Genomic DNA, 19073 nt, shown 5'->3' on the forward strand with positions numbered 1-19073 from the left:
AGGAATTTAAAAACTTTTGCCGCAGAGTCGCAGAGGGCGCAGATGGTTTTGGAAAAAAACTCTGCGATCTCTGCGCCTCTGCGGTTCAAAATTATTCTTCTAGGAAGCGCTGCGCATCGAGTGCCGCCATACAGCCCGTACCTGCGCTCGTGATCGCTTGACGGTAGATATGATCTTGCACATCACCTGCAGCAAATACGCCAGGAATATTGGTGGACGTTGCCATGCCTTCGTTACCCATTTTGGTAATGATGTAACCGTTTTTCATCTCCAATTGGCCTTCAAAAATGCTGGTATTTGGCTTGTGGCCAATCGCGATAAACACACCGTGCAATGGCACGGCTGTTACTACGCCGTCGGCGGATTTAATATTGATACCAGTCACGCCCGATGCATCGCCTGTGACTTCATCTAAGGTGTGATTCCATTTCACTTCGATTTTGCCTTCTGCGACTTTTGCCATTAAACGGTCGATCAAGATCGCTTCTGCACGGAATTTGTCGCGACGATGGATGACGGTCACTTTGCTGGCGATATTTGACAAATACAAGGCCTCTTCGACTGCAGTATTGCCACCGCCGACAACCGCTACCTCTTTGCCGCGATAGAAAAAGCCATCGCAAGTGGCGCAAGCGGAGACGCCTTTGCCCATAAATTCTTCTTCAGATGGCAAGCCCAAATATTGTGCTGAAGCGCCAGTGGAAATGATTAAGGAGTCGCAAGTGTATTCAGCTTGATCGCCGATTAAGCGGATAGGTTTTTCTGTCAGTTTGGCTGTATGAATATAGTCAAAAATAATTTCTGTATTGAAGCGTTCTGCGTGTTCCAAGAAACGCTGCATTAATTCTGGACCTTGTACGCCATTCGGATCGGCAGGCCAGTTTTCGACATCGGTTGTCGTCATTAACTGACCGCCTTGTTCTACACCTGTGATCAAAACTGGGTTCAGATTAGCACGTGCCGCGTACACGGCAGCGGAATAACCAGCTGGGCCAGAGCCGAGAATCAAAACATGTGCGTGTTTGGTTGATTTAGGTGTAGACATAGTGGTTCCGATGAAAAAGGTCGTGAAAAAATGTTATCGAATGGCGAAAATCGCTGCTTTGATTTGCGAAATGTTGGATTATCCCAGATTTGGGGCAACTTGACTTTATTCAAGTCAAGGATTGGTGGATTAGCTAAAGTGCTATGGCGAAGCAGGGGATGGCGTTGTAGTCTTAATTTTGCAGTCTTACCTCGTTTATTACTTGATAAGACTGCTGGATGATTATTGATTCAATTAGTTTGACATCTGTTTGCGAACTTATTTGTAAGCTTATTTGTAACCTCAATTATTCGTCAAAACCCAAATAGAAAAAGCTGGAACATTCAATGCCGCAATTCCGCCACTATCTGCCGTGAGCTGTAATTGATTACTTGGATAGATGCTAGCGAGCTTCGTATTTGCTACTAAGTTTTTGATACTGAGAGTCGTATTCTCGCTGCCATAATTGATGATAACCCATGAAATTTCATTGCCTGACTGCCGTTGATAACTGAGTACCTTGCCAGTCACGGTGGCGTTACTGTAATTGCCTTGACTGAGCGATGGGCGGTGTTTGCGCAATTGAATCAAACTCTTGTAAAACTGTAAGAGAGAATGCGGGTCTTGGCCTTGTGATGTGACATTTTGGGTGCTGACATTCGCAGACAAAGCACGGAATGGCGTGGCGTTAGTAAATCCTGCATTGACAGTATTGCTGCTCCAGCTCATTGGCGTGCGTAATTTTGCGTCGCCACTTAAACTACCTGCACTTGCCATGCCGATTTCTTCGCCATAGTAGATAAAAGGCGTACCGGGTTGTAGCAGATAGCTTGCGGCGGCGAGTTGATATTGCGTGAGATTGCCGCCAACCTGATCCCAGAGGCGCGCGCCGGCAAATTCATCGTGGTTGGAAATCATGGTGGCGATGGTGAGTGGTGCGGTATTGAAATAATCTGCCACTGCTTGAATCGCACTAGTCTGTCCTTTGGCGGCATTCACAATGTCGTAGTTGTGTTTAAACGCAAAGGCATTGCCGCAAGAATTACTAGCTGCAAATGCAAGCGGATTGCCAGGCGCTTCGCACACCATAAAGCGCTTACTGTATTGCGCAATATTTTCTTGCACCTTGCCCATTAAGGCGATGCTTTCAGGTTGACTTTCCCAATTACCTGCGTCATTTTCGATCAGATTGCCGACAGCATCAAAACGGAAGCCATCAACCCCGCGATTGAGCCAAAAGCGCAAATTATTTTGATGAAACTCGACTGCAGCGGGATTGCGTAAATTGAAGTCCGGCATGCCTGAGTAAAAGGCGGCGAAATAAGCACCGTTTTTGGTGTTGTACCACGGGTTATTCCCAAAAATATTCCAGCCTGCGGGCGCGCTGTCTTTCCACACATACCAATTGCGATACGCATTTGTACTAGTGTCACTAGCATTGATAAAGGCAGGGTGTGTATTCGCGCTGTGGTTCATGACATAGTCGAGTATGACGCCGATACCACGAGCATGTGCTTGCTTCAGCAGTTCATCAAAATCGGTGAGATTGCCATATTGTGTTTCTATGTCGCGATAATCTTTGACTGCGTAGCCGTGGTCTTTGTCTTCACTTTTGCTGATCGGCATCAGCCAAATTCCTTGCACACCTAGTTCTTGCAAATAATCGAGACGTTGGATGACGCCACGTAGATCACCGACTCCATCGCCGTTGCTGTCTTGATAGCCGCGCACATAGATTTCCATAAACGGTCCTTGACGCCACTGGTCGCCCAGATTGCTGCCAGGATCGTTTTTGCTGATGACGCTGGCATCAAAAGTGGGCAGGTTGGCGCTGGGCGTTTCGGTAGTGGGTGTGTTGGTATTGCTAAAGTTAACAGGAGTAGAGCTACCTCCGCCGCCACAGCCACTCAGTGCTGCCATTAATGTAGTGATGCAAAATGCGTAGGGGGCAATGGAGCTCAATTTGGCGGAAAAATTTGTCATGGAATGTATTAATACTAGTTATCTATAGTTGATCAATGAATTACAAATCTATTCTAATTTTAAGTGTATTTTCTAAATATTGTTCACCATTTGTAGTAAAACTACATATTTTGTTCAATTTGAATTGAAGTGGCATCATGGGGGGAATGTGCTCGCTTTAATCGGATCGCGTGATTGTCATGTTGGGTGAGGTGGATGTGCTTTGTAGATTCATGCTGAGCCTGTCGATGATGCACGCATGCAAGCTGGCATTACGACGGATGATGTGAAGATGTCTCTGTCTGGATGGATAAGTGTTGAATAAACTGTGCGAAGTAGCTATATCGAAAGCTTTTGCCCTACAATCATGTTTGCTTGTTTTCCTTGATATCTATGCCTAATACCAACGAAGTTTATCAACGTAGCCGCAATGTTGCGCCACCACCTCCTTTGCCAAATCGCCTAGTGATCCTATTAGGCGAAGTGCGCTGGATGGTATTTGCCGCATTAAGTATTTGTTTTGTGCTTGCTCTTGCGACTTATTCCCCTTTAGATCCAGGCTGGTCGCGCTCTGTGGGGGTGGATCGTTTTCATAATATCGGTGGATATGTTGGTGCGCGCGTTGCCGATCTGGTCTTATTTATTTTTGGTTTTTCGGCATGGTGGTTTTGCTTTGCTTTGTTCAGATTGGTTTGGCGTAGTTATCGCCAATTAAATGATTCTGCAAAAAGCACGGATGAAGAACCGCATTTTTTCGACAAAATCATTCAGATATCTGGCTTTGTATTTATCTTGATCGGTAGTATGGGAATTGAATCCCTGCGTTTGTACTCACTCAAAGTTGCTTTACCAAGTGTGCATGGTGGGGTGCTGGGTGAATTGATTGGCAATTTGAGCGCAGCGGCATTTGGATTTACTGGCGCAACCTTATTATTGTTATTGGTGATCGCGATTGGTTTGAGTTTGTATTTTCATTTGTCATGGTGGCAGATCGCTGAAAACACGGGTGCTGTCATAGAAACGAGTTTTGAATTTATTCGTAAAAAATACACGGATCATGAAGACCGTAAACTTGGCGAAACGGCGGCTGTCAAACGTGAAACCACGGTAGTACAAGAGCGTGCCAAAATCGTTGAAGCACCGCCTATACGAATTGAACCGCAAGTCGTCGCAGTGCAAAAATCTGAGCGCATCGAAAAAGAACGCCAAGTTTCTTTGTTTAACGATATGCCGGACACCAATTTGCCGCCGTTATCATTGCTCGATGAAGCACCACTCACGCAAGAAACCGTCAGCATAGAAACCTTGGAATTCACCAGTCGTCTGATTGAGAAAAAACTCTCAGATTTTGGTGTCGATGCTAAGGTGATCGCTGCTTATCCCGGTCCGGTAATTACCCGTTATGAAATCGAACCAGCCACCGGCGTTAAGGGTAGCCAAATCGTTGGTCTGGCGCGTGATTTGGCACGTTCATTTGCTTTGACTTCGATCCGCGTGGTGGAAACTATCCCCGGTAAGAATTACATGGGTTTAGAGTTGCCTAATCCTAAGCGTCAGATTGTGCGTTTGACTGAAATCTTAAGCTCCAAAGTGTACAACGATAGCTCGTCCAATCTGACGGTCGCATTGGGTAAAGATATTGCGGGTCATCCAGTGGTCGCCGATTTGGCAAAGATGCCGCATTTACTCGTTGCCGGTACGACTGGTTCGGGTAAATCCGTCGGCATTAATGCGACCATCTTGTCTTTGTTGTACAAGTCTGACCCTAACGACGTGAGGATGATTTTGATTGATCCTAAGATGTTGGAGATGTCGGTGTATGAGGGCATTCCGCATTTGTTAGCGCCGGTAGTCACTGACATGCGACAAGCAGGACATGCGCTCAATTGGGCGGTGAATGAGATGGAACGTCGCTATAAATTGATGTCGAAATTAGGCGTACGTAATCTGGCTGGCTACAACGCCAAAATCGCCGAAGCAGCGAAGCGCGAAGAACATATTCCGAATCCATTTAGTTTGACTCCCGATGCACCAGAGCCTTTAGAAAAACTCCCTACTATCGTCATTATCATTGATGAATTGGCAGATTTGATGATGGTAGTTGGTAAGAAGGTCGAAGAATTGATCGCCCGTATTGCACAGAAAGCGCGGGCAGCGGGTTTGCACTTAATTCTGGCGACGCAACGCCCGTCAGTCGACGTGATTACTGGTTTGATCAAAGCGAATATTCCTACACGAATTGCGTTTCAAGTCAGTAGCAAAATTGACTCGCGCACGATTTTAGACCAGATGGGTGCCGAATCTTTGCTAGGTATGGGTGACATGCTGTATATGCCGCCGGGCACGGGTTTGCCAGTGCGTGTGCATGGCGCTTTTGTTTCAGATGAAGAAGTCCATCGCGTTGTTAAACATCTGAAAGAGCAGGGCGAGCCTAATTACATCGAAGGTATTTTAGAAGGCGGCGTGTTAGAAGAGGGTGGCGATGCCCTAGCTCCAGGTGAAGGTGGTGGTGAAGCTGATGCCTTGTACGACCAGGCCGTTGCGATCGTCTTGAAAAACCGTCGCGCTTCGATTTCACTGGTGCAGCGTCATTTGCGAATCGGCTATAACCGCGCAGCGCGTTTGTTAGAGCAAATGGAAGCCAGCGGTGTGGTCTCGACTATGCAATCGAACGGTAATCGCGAGATTTTGGTTCCTGCCGGGAATGCAGAGTAGATGCGCCGAGCAGATGCGTAGACGTTTTTTCTGCTGCCGCGTTATAGCTTAAGTCATGCATGTCAGCTTATGAAATTTACTGCGAATTGAGTCAAGGGCGTACAAGTCGCCGAACTTCATTTTGCATCATTGAATTGGAATTATTTTGAAAACTTTACAAAAACAAGCTAGCTTTAGTGCTTTAGTTCTTAGTGCAATGCTGGCATTTTCCAGTGCAGCACAGGCTTCTGCCATCGAACAATTTAAGAGCTTTGTGGTGAATACCAAAACCGCCAAAGGCGAGTTCTTACAAGTGCAAATGAAGATGGTCAATGGCGCTGCGAAAACTGGCAAGACGTCCTCAGGCACATTCAAGTTTGCGCGCCCGGGAAAATTCATCTGGACTTATATCAAACCTTATGACCAAGTCTTGCAAGCTGATGGCGATAAGCTGTACTTGTATGATAAAGACTTGAATCAAGTTACGATCAAAACTTTAGGCAATGCGATTGCTTCTAGTCCCGCGGCGATTTTATTTGGTAGCGTTGATCTGGATAAAAATTTCATCATGAAGGATGTCGGTATCAAGCAGGGTGTTGAGTGGTTGGAAGCGATTCCGAAAACTAAGGACAGTCAGTTTGACACGATAGGCATAGGCATGAAAGATGGTGTGCCAGTCGGGATGGAATTACGCGATAGCTTCGGACAATTGTCCTTAGTCACACTGAAAAATTTCGAAAAAAATCCCACATTCGCTGCAGACCAATTTAAGTTTGTAGTTCCTCAAGGTGCGGATGTGTTGCGCCCATGATGTCGATTCAAACTGCATTGCATCAACCACTGGCTGAACGTCTGCGGCCACAAAGTTTGGCTGAAGTCATCGGTCAACAACATTTGTTAGGTGAAGGCAAACCATTGCGTGTTGCCTTTGAATCTGGTGAGCCACACTCTATGTTGTTATGGGGCCCGCCCGGTGTCGGCAAGACTACTTTGGCGCGATTGATGGCGCTTGCGTTTAAGGCTGAATTTATCGCCTTGTCTGCAGTACTCTCGGGCGTCAAAGATATACGTGATGCAGTCGAGCGTGCCGAATATGTTCGTGCTACTTCACAACGTCGCACGATATTGTTTGTCGATGAAGTCCATCGCTTCAATAAGAGTCAACAAGACGCTTTCTTGCCGCATGTCGAAAGTGGTCTGTTTACTTTCATCGGCGCTACTACCGAAAATCCTTCCTTTGAAGTCAATAGCGCTTTACTGTCGCGTGCTGCTGTCTACGTGCTGAAGTCATTGACCGATGATGACTTGGCTTTGATGTTAGATAAAGCCTGCACACAGGAATTAGATGGTCTGCAATTAACTGCAGACGCAAAATCAAGTCTGGTCGCGAGTGCGGATGGCGACGGTAGAAAGCTCTTGAATAATCTGGACATTACGGCACGTGCGGCGCAAGTTAAAGGCTTGAAAGAAGTCGATAGCACACTGCTGGCAGAATGTTTAGGAGATGCCTTACGTCGCTTTGATAAAGGTGGCGATGCATTCTATGACCAAATTTCTGCCCTGCATAAATCGGTGCGTGGTTCAAATCCTGATGCTTCTTTGTATTGGCTAGTGCGTATGCTCGATGGTGGTACCGATCCACGTTATCTAGCGCGCCGCATTATCCGTATGGCGAGTGAAGACATCGGTCTGGCAGATCCGCGCGCTTTACGAATTTGTCTGGATGCTGCAGAAACCTATGAACGCCTCGGTTCACCAGAAGGTGAATTAGCTTTGGCCGAAGCCGTTGTTTATCTGGCCTGCGCTGCCAAATCGAATGCGATTTATATGGCTTACAAACAAGCCCGTGCATTTGTCGCCAAAGACAAATCCCGCGTTGTGCCTGAGCATTTGCGCAATGCGCCAACTAAGTTGATGAAAGAGCTTGGTTACGGCAAATTGTATCGTTACGCCCATGATGAGCCAAACGCGTATGCTGCTGGTGAAACCTATATGCCAGAAGGCTTGGAAGATGTGCGTTGGTATGAGCCAGTGCCGCGCGGTATGGAAATCAAGATAGCGGAAAAACTCACTTATCTGCGTCAACTAGATGAAGACAGCGGACACGATTAAGTACAAATTTTGGCTCGCTCGTATCAGGGGTGAAACCATAATTCGGTACGATTCAATGCCATCGAGGCAGGATTTAACAGTGGATTTTTTAGATTGATTACGACTCTTTGTTTGAACTTAGCACGTTCGATGGAAGCCTTATGATATTTTTGAAATAAGTGTTCAAAAATGCCATTTGCAATGATTTTTTCAAAGCCCAGTCGCAAATCCTCCGCTAACTGAGGGCGGCGCGGCGTCACGAAAAAATAGCAAGCGGTTTGATAATGTAAGATGAAACTCTCTTCAACGATGAATTTGTGCTCGCTGTGATGCTTGACGTCGCCCCAAATTTCAAAAACTGAACGTGGAAAGTAATCAAAACGCCCAGCGGCTAGCATGGCGAACAAAGGATCGTAAGCATTCGACGTGAGCACCGACAGTTGATTGGCTTTGAGTATTCCTACATCGGGCCAGTCTTTTCCTTGTCCCGCCGTAAATTGTTGTAAATCTTCAGTTCTTTTAACTGTCGAAAACGCTGCTTTATTTTTTTCGGTAATCAGACTAATACGCCAGCCGAGCAAGCCTTTTTCTATAGGGAGTCGAATGGGGATGAGTTTTTTCTCTCTATCGTCCGTCGTCATGGTCCAGAGAATATCTATGTTGCCGTTTTCTCTGGTCATTTCGTAAATTGAACGAGCTTGCAACATACGGCCTGGGCTTTTTATCAATTGATAAGGGCGCGCGGAATGTTGAACGATGGCTTGCAATAGCTCGCGCACGTAGTCCTCGGTTGGATCGTTTTTTACATCCAATTTTGGCAATCTGATTTCTAGCGGTTCTTGTGCTTGCGCTGGGATAAAGCTCAATAAGCAAAGCACGCAGAATACGCCAAACATCTGTTGCAGATGAAATCGGCGATACATTTTTCCTCCCTCAATATACGTCTGGACGCAATTTTGAGTATTGCTTGTGAGCTTAAGTATAGACGCTATTTATGTCAGAGTATGTGAGAGGAGGAAAAGCTGTTGTAACGAGGCGATTGTTTGAAAAACTATCTCAATTGTATTGTGCTCGTTAGGTTATTACGCATAGGTAAAAAACACGAGCATAGATTCGTTTGTCATCGAGTGAAGCAGAGAATTTGGCATTATTCTCTGCTTCTTTGAGCTTTCTTGAAAATCGAACTGAGCACGTTGAATTAAATTAACTCGCGTAATAGCGGCCAAAACGGTTAGCAATGAAATCAGCTAAGGACGCTTGTTCTTGGCGAACTAAGCCTTGTTGCGGCAATTTTCCTGCAACTAGCATGTCAACCATTGCGCAGATACCTGACGCAGTGGTTAATTGAATCGCCGAAAGCAACTGGCCATTTACTTCTTGCGCATAAATTTTCTTCGCATAGGATTCTTGCTCCAAACGTCCTGCACGCATGCCAATCACGCTGACAAAGACTAAGACCACGTCTTGTTTTGTCATAGGAATGGATGTTTCCAGCACGTCTTTTAGGATAGGGCGGCGTTCCAGTTTGCCCAATTCCAAGTCACGTATCAACATTTTGACGATATCGCGATGACCTGGGTAGCGCACTGTTTTGTAGTTCAAATTTTGTACTTTGCCGAGCAAAGATTCACAGAGTGTACCAAGACCACCAGAGGTATTAAAAGCTTCGTAATCTATGCCGTCTAATGAAAAATGTTCAATCTCTTCCAACGCCGATGTTTCGCGTAAATGACCATCGACAATCGCTTCGCAGGGATTGCAATATTCATTGATCAGACCGTCGGTGCTCCAGGTCAGATTGTATTTCAAGGCATTGTTGGGGAAGGTGGGTAGTGCGCCAACTCGCATGCTGACATCGCGTAAAGAATCAAATTTTTTCGCGACATCATTGGCGACGATGGAAATAAAGCCCGGTGCCAACCCGCATTGTGGGACGAACGCAGTTTGTGCGTTTTCCGCTAATTGTTTAACGATTTTGGTGCTTTCCACGTCTTCGGTAAGATCGAAGTAGTGAGAGTTCGCAGCTTTCGCCGCACTGGCGATGACTGGCGTCAGAAAGTAAGGGCAAGCGGATAAAGTGACTTGGTGACCTTGTATCAATGCGCTGACCTCTGCCAAATTGCTGAGATCTGCAAGTGCGGTTTTGACATTGGGAAAGTTCTCTTGCGCGACATATTGCAGGCGCTCAGCATCACGATCTGCGACTGTAATTTCATAGTCTCCAGTATGGGAAAGTAAATTTAAAATCGCATCGCCAATTTTTCCAGCGCCTAGCAATATGAGTTTCGTCGTCATGATCAGTCTCCATAAAAAATAGTAAGAAATGAATAGATATTTCAAATCTTGTGTTTCAATAACGACAGTGTAAATGTAAAAAATGTCAGATAATAGAGGCTAATCTATCGTCATATTGATCGCAATCAAGACATATTGACGAACATTGTGAGCAAAGTGAGTGTATGAAACCAATTCTTGATGAAATCGACAATAAAATTTTAGCTTTGCTGATGGATAACGCAAGGATGCCGGTCACCGCCATTGCGAAGTCGGTTGGGATTGCACGTACGACCGTGATTGCCAGAATTAATGCCCTAGAAAAACGTAAAGTGATAGCTGGATACGGTTTGAAATTGAATCAAACTATGTATCAGCCTGCGGTCAGAGCATACGTGGGTTTGTCAATCGAGGCGCGTTCAGTCAGTCACTTGATTAAGGTCTTGCAGCAACTGCCGGAAGTAGAAAGTCTGTGTGCTGTGAGCGGAGCGATCGACTATATGCTGACCTTACGTTGCGCCAGCACCGAAGTCTTAGATAAATTATTGGATCAAATTGGTAGTCTGGAGGGCGTTAGGCAAACTTCGACTTCTATCATCTTGAGTAAGCGAATTGACCGCTCGTCGATTTAATTAGTAAATTAATGGATTGATAGACTAATAGGTGGAATATGCGAAAAAAAAACCTGCTGAAAGCAGGTTTTTTTAAGAATAGCGTAATTCAGCATATATCCCAGCCGCGGGGAATATCCGACATTAAGCGTTTTCTTGCGCTTTATTCGGTGTCTTCTTATCGTCGTTATTGTTCTTCTTGGACGTAGAAGGTTCAGTGAATTTCTGTGAAGTCTGCTGCAAAATTTGCAAATGAACTGAAGCTTTATCCATACCGCTGCGATCAATTTGCAAAGCATTTTGGCCACCTGGACTCTCCGGCGGGCAATTTTCCTGGCAAGTTGGCGGCGTATTCGTTTGTGTCGGTACTACGACAAATTCTTGGCTATAGGCGAAGCCAGCGAAAGCGAGCAATCCAATACCGAGTGAAAATTGTTTCGTATTCATGATAGTCAAACTCCAAATGAATGGCGGCGAAGCGAGAAGTGTAAATCAAATTGTGGCTGATGCGTCAAACTATTTGTAATAGATTTGTATCAAGCGCACTCGATATTTTATGCAAATAATCTCAATGAATTAATTGGCAATTATTTGCAATAGCGTGACTGTAAAGTGAATTCATTCTGACTACCAGCGAGATGCGACGAAACGCCAGATTTGATGCTTCAATGATCAAAAAATTAAGCTAAAAGGTATTTTGTCCACTTTAAGTGTGCTTCGTGGCCATTTTCTCGCTTTTTTACCGTAGGCATATGGCGCCAGACGCTTGATAATCCATTCATGCCAGACACCTAGCTATTCACACCGCCAAAATGCAATTTGGTCGGAAACCAGAGGCAATGTGAAATCGCCTGATATAAAGTGCAACTCAGTGAAGTGTAGTGAACGTATTTCTACCGTAATAATTTGAGGAACCAAAATGAAAGATTCGACCAAACAATACTTCTATTCAGTTTTGCGTCAGACTTGGCAAGAGTTTCGCGCTATAGGCGATAAGCTTGGAAAACAATTGATGCGTACGCCTTTGCCGCGTGTCTTGATGCTGTGTATAGGCTTGGCTTTGGTGATTACCCTAATTCCTTTAGCGCTCAGTTTGTTCGTGATCTTTATGCTGGTGAAATTATTTTTGCTGGTGGTCATGATGGGCGGGCGAGCCCAGCGGAATCAGGCCGCAGAGCAATCGTTTAAACAACATCAGTGGTCACATAAAGAAGCCGAAGATGCGCAATTTGTCCGCGTAGAACAAATCACCTATCGTCGGGATGAGCGCTAATTTTCAGTGCCATTCTTGACGATACTACACACAAAAAAACGCCGCAAAGGAATTTGCGGCGTTTTTGCATGTTTAACGAAGTTGCGCTTGCTCGTTATTGATTGTAGTTAGATGGTCGAGGAATCGGATAAATAACTTTTTGCCGCCCATCGATGTAACGTACAGTTTCACCGTCAAAAAACGCATCTTCTTCCAGCATGATGCGTATGCTTTTCTTCCACTCTGGGATCATGCTGCTGGCATTGAGTTCTATCGAATAAGCAGTATTTTTTCTCAATGCCTGATCACCTGTTCCCGGCACCGAAGCTTGATTATCCCACATGCCGATTGCAGGCCCCGCCGCATGCCCGTGATAGCCAATCGGGTGTGAATAAATGCTAGCCTGTATATTTTCGGTCTTCGCTTGCGCTAGCGCTCCTGCTAAGACTTGATTCCCAGTTTTACCTTCTTTGAACTGCATGGTTAAAATATCTTGCAGGCGATTTGCTTTGACAAATGCTTGCTGGATAGCAGCGGGAACACTGGTCTCGCCAGGTTTTAGAATATAGGCGTGTTGTTGAATATCGGTATTTAAGCGCAGGTAAGTGGTCCCTATGTCGACGTGAATCAAATCGCCCGGCTGTATTACGTCAGCTTTGGGTTTGATCGCAAAACTGCGTTCGCTTCCTTCTGTTTTAGGATCGACCCTTTGTATGTCGACGGTAGGGTGGAACCAGGTATCGTAGCCAAGGTCACGGATTTTTTGTCTGAACCACCACACTACATCTTCGCTGGTTGTGATACCCGGTGTGATCACCTGTTCAGAGAAACCCTCTTCAATAATCTTATGGGTGGCATTGATTAGTTGCGGATAAAACTGCATTTCACGTGCAGTGCGAGTTTCAAGCCAACGAATAGCGAGAGGTTCTGCAGAAACAACACGCGAACTAAAGTTCGCTGGTAATTTTTGTATTAACTCTTGATATTCAGTGTGATCCAAACCATCTGCGTGGGCGAAATGCTGGGAAGTATTGACACCGATTTTTTGCGGATTTCTTTGTTTGACGATATCGACTAATGCATCCCATTGGTCCGGAAATTTCTGCGTATCCCAGGCAGCTTTGATATTGCTGCCGAAGTCATAGCGAGCGACTGCCAGACGTTCGATCGTTTTAGTTTGTGGATTACGGTAAAACACTAAGATCGTGCGACGGCGTGCATTGAGCCATTCGGCTGGCAACATGGTTTTTAAAACTGGATCTTCATTGTATTCGCGAGAAATGACGATCCACATGTCGATCCCGGTTTGTTCCATCATGCCGGGTAATAAATTGCTAAATCGATCAGCCAGATTTTCATCGATGACACGCGCTTGATCACGTACCGATAGAATCTGTGCTTGCGCCGGAATGGACTGCATACAAGCAAAAAAACTTGCCATACTCAGCGCTATTAGTGTTTTTTTCATACTGTCTCCGCGGTCATTGTTGAGGGACTTGGACAAGTATTACTAGCCGAAGTTCGTTCGCTTATGAGTTTGAGCTTAAGTTTGAGCTTAAGCTTAAGCTAGCAAGCGATCAATCATCACTGAGCGCCACTTTGGCGGCTTCTTCCGGCGTCAAGCCATCATAAAATTGATCGGTCAAGAATTCAATTTCCTCTTCGATAAACTCTTGTGCCTGCGCTTGCGTTGCGCCACCTTTGACTAAATATCCTTCAACTTCTATGCACCAGTTGATGACTGCCATTGTTTCTTCATCGAGTTCTTCGTTCTTCTTGGCCATGATTTTTCCTTGATTGCGAGTGGGATTGATAGTAGATGTAGAGGAAACGGTTATTATTCTGATTATTCCCTATTTATTGTCTGGAGTGTTTAAATCCATGAATTTTTCTTACCGGCTCTTGAATGTATTTGCTGAATCCACTTTTGGTGGCAATCCTCTGTGTGTATTTGAAGACGCACGTGGTATTAGTGATGAACAGATGCAGGCAATTGCATTGCAATTTAATTTATCCGAAACGGTATTTATTTTGCCGTCAGAAAAAGCCACGGCGAGAATGCGTATTTTCACCACAGGCTATGAAATGCCGTTTGCAGGTCATCCGACTTTGGGTACTGCGTATGTGGTTCGCAGCTTGTTGAAGACTGGCGATGCGCTGACCTTGGAATGTAAAGCTGGTATCGTCAACGTTGAAGCGCGAGAGAATATCTGGACTCTGACTGCACCTACGCAAGGTGCTCCAGTCGTTATGCCGTGCGCACTCGCATCGTCTGAGTTGGCAGCAATGCTGGGTTTGCATCCAGATGATTTGTTGTCTGAACCACTGTGGGTGAATGCCGGTACTGACCAACTCTTGGTGCCTTTGCGCACCGCAGAAGCAGTACAGCGAGCACAGCCCGAGAGTTCACGTTTGGCCGAATGGCCGCAAAGTAGTTTGGGCAGAAAAACGGCGTATTTATTTGCATGGAATCAAGAAGATGATGCAGGTCAAACTCCGGCGCAGCGCTTAAAAGTGACTGCCCGTTATTTCTTTACGAAGCAAGGTGGCGGTGTCGCTGAAGATCCGGGTACGGGTTCGGCTTGCGCCAATCTGGGCGGTTGGTGGATCGCGCAACAGCGACAATTGCCAGTCAGTATTGAAGTGGCGCAGGGTGAGCAAGTACAAAGAGCGAGCCGACTATTGTTAGATGTGAATCAAGCTGGGCGCATACAAGTTGGCGGTCGAGTGTTGGAACTTGGACATGGGGTGTTAAACTTGGGATGATTTTGTGCTCTGCATTCTAGTTATTTCAGACCATCTGATATTGTCGTTAGCCCTTTGTATAAAAAAGTCACAAGATTTCAAACTAAGCTTCAAACTAAGCTTCAAACTATGACAGAAAAAAAACCGATGCTGACAGTCGAACAGGCACTGCAAACTTTGTTGCAGGCCGTGCGACCATTGCAAGAAATTGAACAACTCCCGACCATTGCAGCCAATGGTCGCGTACTGGCGCAAGCACAGATTTCAACATTGCATGTACCACCAATGGATAACACGCAAATGGATGGATATGCGGTGCGCGTTTCTGATATCGCTGATATTGCTGATTGCATGAGTGGCACCGCACGTTTGCCAGTGTCTCAGCGGATACCGGCGGGTGTGGTTGGCACGACATTGGCAGCGGGTAGTGCAGCGCGGATTTTTACTGGCGCATTCATCCCTGATGGTGCTGATGCAGTGGTGATGCAAGAGCAGTGCGTGGCTGAAACCATAGATGGCCAGACTTTCGTCACAATTCAACATACACCAAAGAGTGGCGAGTGGATACGTCGTCAGGGCGAGGATATACGAGCAGGTGCGCAGATACTAACGGCAGGCACTCGATTGCGAGCACAGGAATTGGGTTTGGCAGCTTCGGTCGGATTGGCGAGCTTACCTGTGCTGCGAGCATTGCGCGTCGCGGTGTTTTTTACTGGCGATGAATTAACTATGCCCGGTGACGCATTAAAACCGGGCGCAATTTATAACTCGAATCGATTTTTGCTCACAGGATTGCTGCAAAACCTCGGATGTCAGGTCAGTGATTACGGCATCGTTCCCGATAGTCTGGCAGCTACTCGCGCCACCTTACGTGAAGCATCGCAGCAGCATGATTTGATAATTACTTCGGGCGGTGTTTCGGTTGGCGAAGAAGATCATATCCGTCCAGCGGTGGAAGCCGAAGGTCATATTAATATGTGGCAAATCGCGGTTAAGCCCGGCAAACCTTTGGCGTTTGGCGAGGTGCGGCGGGCTGCAAATTCTAATGTGCACAACAGTGCTGTCAACGACAGTGCTGCAAATGATAGTGCTGCAAACGATAGTGCATTCTTCCTAGGCTTGCCCGGCAATCCCGTGTCGAGTTTTGTGACTTTCTTATTGTTTGTACGGCCTTTTATTTTGCGTATGCAAGGCGTGCAAAATGTCACTCCAGCCAGTTATTCTATGCGTGCAGATTTTTCCTTGAATAAGGCAGATAGGCGCAATGAATTTTTGCGTGCGAAGATCAATGCGCAAGGCGGTTTGGATTTATTTCCGAATCAAAGTTCGGGCGTACTGACTTCAACAGTATGGGGAGATGGCTTAATTGATTTACCCGCGGGGCAAACTATTTCTGCGGGAGATGTCGTTAAATTTATTCCCTTTAGTGAATTGCTTTATTAAGCCATGCCAGTCGATTGGCCGATTAGTCAATCAGGCGATCAGTTGAAAAGTTCTAAGAACGAAAATGAAAATACAGTTAAAATTTTTTGCCAGTGTACGTGAAAAACTCGGCAGTTCAGGCGAGCTCTTGGAGCTTGACGGCAGCGTTAAGACTGCACAGCAGGTACGTCAATTATTGATGACACGCGGCGACATGTGGGCTGAAGTACTCGCACCAAGCCGTGCCTTGCGTATGGCCTATAACCAACAAATGGTGAATGGCGAAGTGCAATTGCAAGATGGTGGTGAACTCGCGTTTTTTCCGCCAGTGACCGGTGGTTAGGGGGTCTTATGAAAATTTCTGTACAGACCCAAGACTTTGATGTCAGTGCTGAATTAGCGCAAATGCGGGCAACAAATCCGGCGATAGGTGCGGTGGTGAATTTCGTCGGTTTAGTGCGCGACCGTAACGATGGACAGGATATTCGTACGATGGAGTTGGAGCACTACCCAGGTATGACGGAAAAGTCTTTGCAGATGATCGCGCAGCAAGCACAACTACGCTGGAATCTGATTGATACTTTGATTATTCACCGTGTAGGTTTGTTGCAACCGCTGGATCAGATCGTGATGGTGGCAGCCGCCAGCGCACATCGTGGGGAAGCATTTGCGGCGTGTGAATTTATGATGGATTATCTTAAAACTGAAGCGCCATTCTGGAAGAAAGAAAGTACAGCAGAAGGTGAGCGCTGGGTAGACGCGCGTGAGTCAGATAGCCAGGCAGTAAACAAATGGGGCTCCTTACATACCGATAATGCTGATGCCAGCATAGATCAGGAATAATCGAAGATGAATGGCTATTCAGCATTGGCAGTTGGAGTAGGTGCGGCATGCGGTGCATGGTTGCGGTGGCTGCTGGGAATTTGGTTGAATGCAGTTTTTCTCAGCCTGCCGCTAGGTACTTTATTGGCCAATTTGGGTGGCGCTTACGTGATCGGAATTTGTGTAGGATTCTTCTCTGCTCATCCGCAATTGTCACCAGAGTGGCGCTTATTTGTCGTAACAGGTTTTTTGGGCGGCTTGACCACTTTTTCCACGTTTTCGGCCGAAGCGATGGATTTGCTGCAAAAAGGTGAATGGGCCTGGGCTGCAGGTCATAGCGTACTGCACTTATTCGGCTCTATACTCTGTTGCTTCGCCGGATATGCTAGCTGGCGCTTCTTGCACTCGCTTTGATTTTTGTTTTTTCATTTCTGAATTTTTTCATCAATTTTAATTAACTTGCACCATAAAAATAATATGTCAGAAAATACTTTGATGTTTCCCCCGATTGAACCGTATCGCCAAGGTATGTTAGAAGTTGATGCTTTGCACACTGTGTATTGGGAAGAAAGCGGCAATCCAGATGGTCAGCCAGTGTTGTTTTTACACGGTGGACCTGGTGGTGGCACTTCACCTGCGCATCGACGCTTTTTTGATCCTGCGCATTATCGTATTGTTTTGTTTGATCAACGCGGTGCGGGCAAGTCTACACCTTTAGGTGAATACAGAAATAACACGACGGCATTGCTGATTCAAGATATCGAGAAAATTCGCGAGATGTTGAACATCGAGCAGTGGTTAGTGTTTGGTGGCTCTTGGGGTTCAACCTTAGCACTGGCTTATGGTGAAGAGCACCCTGTACGTTGTCTGGGTTTTGTATTGCGTGGGATTTTCTTATGCACCAAAGCGGAAGTTGATTGGTTCGTGAATGGGATGAATCATTTTTATCCTGAAGTACATCAACGTTTCGCTGAAGCAGTTCCTCATTCTGACCGCGGGAATTTATTACAAGCCTACGTTAAACGTTTATTTTGTGATGAGCCAGCAATCTATAAAGAAGCTGCGCGCAATTGGAGTCGCTACGAAGGTTCTTGTTTGTTTTTAGAGCCGCAGGCGCAGGCGATAGAAGATTTTGAATCGGATGAAGTGAGTTTGGGAATAGGTCGTTTGGAAGCGCACTATATGTTGAACGGTGCCTTTATGGACGAGGATCAATTGATTAAAAACGTGCACAAAATTCGTCATTTACCTGCTGTCATCGTGCAAGGTCGTTACGATGTGATTTGTCCGCCAGTTTCTGCATATCGCTTGCATCAAGCTTGGCCAAGTACCAAATTACATATTATTGGTGACGCAGGACATGCGGCAATGGAGCCAGGAATCGCTAAAGAATTAGTACGTGCGACGGAGCAATTCAAATTGCATGGCAAATTCTTATAATAGGACTTACACAAAACAGACGCTGGCGTTGTTGTGTTCCCTTGCAGGGCGCGATAGCACAAGCATGTGCTATCTGCTCCGTGGGCAAGCAGCATGCTGCTTGAATTCCCCACTGTACCCTTGCCGTACCATCGCACTATCTTCGGCTCCACGCCCCCGACTCAAACATTCGAGGGCAGGCTCTAGCCAGCGCAATTTTGCGTAAGTCCTATGTGAGTATTGATATTGCTGTATTTGAACTGAATTTGCGTCGAATTTGTACTTCCGGCACATACTCATTACAATGCGCAGCTGTTGATTCTTTTTATACCGAAAAGAATGCTAATTAAACAAAGAAAATTATGACTCCATCAAATAAATCCCGTAACGCGCGCCAACGTAAAAAATTGCATGTAGGCGAATTCCAAGAATTTGGTTTTGAATACAAAGCAGAATTGACTAAAGAATTAAATTCCGACGAAGAAGCGAATTTGATTCATGCATTATTGGAAGAAGTGATCGAAGTTCGCGACCTGGCTTTGAGCGGTTGGTTGACGTCAGGCTTTATTTGCAAATTCGGTCCGGGTTCGACTACAGATGCAGATCGTGAAGCCTTGCAAGCATGGTTGACTGCACGCCCTGAATTTAAAGATGTGCAAGTTGGCGCTTTGAAAGATGCCTGGTATTCACCTATGGATACTGAGTTTGCAGAGTAATCTTACTGGCTATGCTAGCTGATCTAGTTGATCTAGTTGAT

19 protein-coding genes are annotated in these 19073 nt (G+C 45.9%); 12 read left to right on the plus strand and 7 right to left on the minus strand.

Annotated elements, in window-relative coordinates:
* Nucleotides 1-91 precede the first annotated feature (91 nt).
* Both trxB and H8K55_RS14440 read right to left on the minus strand, forming a co-directional pair.
* Complete coding sequence (gene trxB, locus H8K55_RS14435) at nucleotides 92-1045, minus strand: thioredoxin-disulfide reductase (protein ID WP_186942770.1); 954 nt, start codon at nucleotides 1043-1045, stop codon at nucleotides 92-94.
* Between the two features lie 282 nt (nucleotides 1046-1327).
* Nucleotides 1328-3007 carry an alpha-amylase family glycosyl hydrolase gene (locus H8K55_RS14440; RefSeq protein WP_222612482.1) on the minus strand — a complete coding sequence of 560 codons (1680 nt, stop codon included), beginning with the start codon at nucleotides 3005-3007 and terminating at the stop codon, nucleotides 1328-1330.
* A 372-nt stretch (nucleotides 3008-3379) separates the two neighbouring features.
* On the opposite strand from H8K55_RS14440, the gene H8K55_RS22195 reads away from it, so the two are divergent.
* From H8K55_RS22195 to H8K55_RS14455, 3 genes are all read left to right on the plus strand, one after another.
* Nucleotides 3380-5701, plus strand: a complete 2322-nt coding sequence (locus tag H8K55_RS22195; protein WP_186942771.1) for a DNA translocase FtsK — start codon at nucleotides 3380-3382, stop codon at nucleotides 5699-5701.
* A 145-nt stretch (nucleotides 5702-5846) separates the two neighbouring features.
* Nucleotides 5847-6491: an outer membrane lipoprotein chaperone LolA gene (gene lolA / locus H8K55_RS14450; protein WP_186942772.1), complete on the plus strand. Its 645-nt coding sequence runs from the start codon at nucleotides 5847-5849 to the stop codon at nucleotides 6489-6491.
* Entirely contained in the window at nucleotides 6491-7792 is a 1302-nt protein-coding gene (locus H8K55_RS14455) for a replication-associated recombination protein A (RefSeq protein WP_230408634.1), read from the plus strand. The genes lolA and H8K55_RS14455 overlap by 1 nt, the downstream gene beginning before the upstream one ends.
* A 23-nt stretch (nucleotides 7793-7815) precedes the next feature.
* Here H8K55_RS14455 and H8K55_RS14460 read toward each other — a convergent pair whose 3' ends face one another.
* Nucleotides 7816-8694, minus strand: coding sequence for a type 2 periplasmic-binding domain-containing protein (locus H8K55_RS14460; protein ID WP_186942774.1), 879 nt, complete (start codon nucleotides 8692-8694; stop codon nucleotides 7816-7818).
* A 280-nt stretch (nucleotides 8695-8974) separates the two neighbouring features.
* The gene (locus tag H8K55_RS14465; RefSeq protein WP_186942775.1) at nucleotides 8975-10066 is read right to left on the minus strand and encodes a saccharopine dehydrogenase family protein; all 1092 of its coding nucleotides are present in this window, start codon (nucleotides 10064-10066) and stop codon (nucleotides 8975-8977) included.
* A gap of 164 nt (nucleotides 10067-10230) precedes the next feature.
* Here H8K55_RS14465 and H8K55_RS14470 point away from each other — a divergent pair, with 164 nt between their 5' ends.
* The gene (locus H8K55_RS14470; RefSeq protein ID WP_186942776.1) at nucleotides 10231-10677 is read left to right on the plus strand and encodes an Lrp/AsnC family transcriptional regulator; all 447 of its coding nucleotides are present in this window, start codon (nucleotides 10231-10233) and stop codon (nucleotides 10675-10677) included.
* 123 nt (nucleotides 10678-10800) lie between these two features.
* Here H8K55_RS14470 and H8K55_RS14475 read toward each other — a convergent pair whose 3' ends face one another.
* Nucleotides 10801-11103, minus strand: a complete 303-nt coding sequence (locus tag H8K55_RS14475) for a hypothetical protein (protein WP_186942777.1) — start codon at nucleotides 11101-11103, stop codon at nucleotides 10801-10803.
* 472 nt (nucleotides 11104-11575) lie between these two features.
* Between H8K55_RS14475 and H8K55_RS14480 the strand changes: the two genes are divergently transcribed.
* Nucleotides 11576-11929: a hypothetical protein gene (locus H8K55_RS14480; protein WP_186942778.1), complete on the plus strand. Its 354-nt coding sequence runs from the start codon at nucleotides 11576-11578 to the stop codon at nucleotides 11927-11929.
* 94 nt (nucleotides 11930-12023) lie between these two features.
* Here H8K55_RS14480 and H8K55_RS14485 read toward each other — a convergent pair whose 3' ends face one another.
* Nucleotides 12024-13376: a M24 family metallopeptidase gene (locus H8K55_RS14485; RefSeq protein WP_186942779.1), complete on the minus strand. Its 1353-nt coding sequence runs from the start codon at nucleotides 13374-13376 to the stop codon at nucleotides 12024-12026.
* Between the two features lie 109 nt (nucleotides 13377-13485).
* A complete protein-coding gene (locus H8K55_RS14490) occupies nucleotides 13486-13692 on the minus strand; it encodes a hypothetical protein (protein ID WP_186942780.1) in 207 nt (68 codons plus the stop codon).
* A gap of 97 nt (nucleotides 13693-13789) precedes the next feature.
* Here H8K55_RS14490 and H8K55_RS14495 point away from each other — a divergent pair, with 97 nt between their 5' ends.
* From H8K55_RS14495 to H8K55_RS14525, 7 genes are all read left to right on the plus strand, one after another.
* Nucleotides 13790-14674 carry a PhzF family phenazine biosynthesis protein gene (locus tag H8K55_RS14495; protein ID WP_186942781.1) on the plus strand — a complete coding sequence of 295 codons (885 nt, stop codon included), beginning with the start codon at nucleotides 13790-13792 and terminating at the stop codon, nucleotides 14672-14674.
* Between the two features lie 108 nt (nucleotides 14675-14782).
* Nucleotides 14783-16096 (plus strand): molybdopterin molybdotransferase MoeA, encoded by a 1314-nt coding sequence (locus H8K55_RS14500; protein ID WP_186942782.1) that lies wholly within the window; start codon nucleotides 14783-14785, stop codon nucleotides 16094-16096.
* 64 nt (nucleotides 16097-16160) lie between these two features.
* Nucleotides 16161-16418, plus strand: coding sequence for a molybdopterin converting factor subunit 1 (gene moaD / locus H8K55_RS14505; RefSeq protein WP_186942783.1), 258 nt, complete (start codon nucleotides 16161-16163; stop codon nucleotides 16416-16418).
* Nucleotides 16419-16426: 8 nt separating this feature from the next.
* Nucleotides 16427-16918: a molybdopterin synthase catalytic subunit MoaE gene (moaE, locus tag H8K55_RS14510; RefSeq protein ID WP_186942784.1), complete on the plus strand. Its 492-nt coding sequence runs from the start codon at nucleotides 16427-16429 to the stop codon at nucleotides 16916-16918.
* Between the two features lie 6 nt (nucleotides 16919-16924).
* Nucleotides 16925-17311 (plus strand): fluoride efflux transporter CrcB, encoded by a 387-nt coding sequence (gene crcB, locus H8K55_RS14515; protein WP_186942785.1) that lies wholly within the window; start codon nucleotides 16925-16927, stop codon nucleotides 17309-17311.
* A gap of 63 nt (nucleotides 17312-17374) precedes the next feature.
* The gene (gene pip, locus H8K55_RS14520) at nucleotides 17375-18337 is read left to right on the plus strand and encodes a prolyl aminopeptidase (protein ID WP_186942786.1); all 963 of its coding nucleotides are present in this window, start codon (nucleotides 17375-17377) and stop codon (nucleotides 18335-18337) included.
* A 341-nt stretch (nucleotides 18338-18678) separates the two neighbouring features.
* Nucleotides 18679-19032, plus strand: coding sequence for a YggL 50S ribosome-binding family protein (locus tag H8K55_RS14525; RefSeq protein ID WP_222612483.1), 354 nt, complete (start codon nucleotides 18679-18681; stop codon nucleotides 19030-19032).
* Nucleotides 19033-19073 lie beyond the last annotated feature (41 nt).

The sequence above is a fragment of the Affinundibacterium flavidum genome (assembly GCF_014284175.1).
GTDB classification, from domain to species: domain Bacteria; phylum Pseudomonadota; class Gammaproteobacteria; order Burkholderiales; family Burkholderiaceae_D; genus Undibacterium; species Undibacterium flavidum.

Bases quoted from the DNA above. Each gene is read 5' to 3' on its own strand.
- H8K55_RS14525 (WP_222612483.1), top strand. From the start codon at position 18,679: ATGACTCCATCAAATAAATCCCGTAACGCGCGCCAACGTAAAAAATTG.
- H8K55_RS14500 (WP_186942782.1), top strand. From the start codon at position 14,783: ATGACAGAAAAAAAACCGATGCTGACAGTCGAACAGGCACTGCAAACT.
- H8K55_RS14490 (WP_186942780.1), bottom strand. From the start codon at position 13,692: ATGGCCAAGAAGAACGAAGAACTCGATGAAGAAACAATGGCAGTCATC.
- H8K55_RS14475 (WP_186942777.1), bottom strand. From the start codon at position 11,103: ATGAATACGAAACAATTTTCACTCGGTATTGGATTGCTCGCTTTCGCT.
- crcB (WP_186942785.1), top strand. From the start codon at position 16,925: ATGAATGGCTATTCAGCATTGGCAGTTGGAGTAGGTGCGGCATGCGGT.
- H8K55_RS14495 (WP_186942781.1), top strand. From the start codon at position 13,790: ATGAATTTTTCTTACCGGCTCTTGAATGTATTTGCTGAATCCACTTTT.
- H8K55_RS14485 (WP_186942779.1), bottom strand. From the start codon at position 13,376: ATGAAAAAAACACTAATAGCGCTGAGTATGGCAAGTTTTTTTGCTTGT.
- H8K55_RS14460 (WP_186942774.1), bottom strand. From the start codon at position 8,694: ATGTATCGCCGATTTCATCTGCAACAGATGTTTGGCGTATTCTGCGTG.
- moaD (WP_186942783.1), top strand. From the start codon at position 16,161: ATGAAAATACAGTTAAAATTTTTTGCCAGTGTACGTGAAAAACTCGGC.
- H8K55_RS14470 (WP_186942776.1), top strand. From the start codon at position 10,231: ATGAAACCAATTCTTGATGAAATCGACAATAAAATTTTAGCTTTGCTG.
- trxB (WP_186942770.1), bottom strand. From the start codon at position 1,045: ATGTCTACACCTAAATCAACCAAACACGCACATGTTTTGATTCTCGGC.
- H8K55_RS14480 (WP_186942778.1), top strand. From the start codon at position 11,576: ATGAAAGATTCGACCAAACAATACTTCTATTCAGTTTTGCGTCAGACT.
- H8K55_RS14440 (WP_222612482.1), bottom strand. From the start codon at position 3,007: ATGACAAATTTTTCCGCCAAATTGAGCTCCATTGCCCCCTACGCATTT.
- H8K55_RS14465 (WP_186942775.1), bottom strand. From the start codon at position 10,066: ATGACGACGAAACTCATATTGCTAGGCGCTGGAAAAATTGGCGATGCG.
- H8K55_RS14455 (WP_230408634.1), top strand. From the start codon at position 6,491: ATGTCGATTCAAACTGCATTGCATCAACCACTGGCTGAACGTCTGCGG.
- moaE (WP_186942784.1), top strand. From the start codon at position 16,427: ATGAAAATTTCTGTACAGACCCAAGACTTTGATGTCAGTGCTGAATTA.
- pip (WP_186942786.1), top strand. From the start codon at position 17,375: ATGTCAGAAAATACTTTGATGTTTCCCCCGATTGAACCGTATCGCCAA.
- H8K55_RS22195 (WP_186942771.1), top strand. From the start codon at position 3,380: ATGCCTAATACCAACGAAGTTTATCAACGTAGCCGCAATGTTGCGCCA.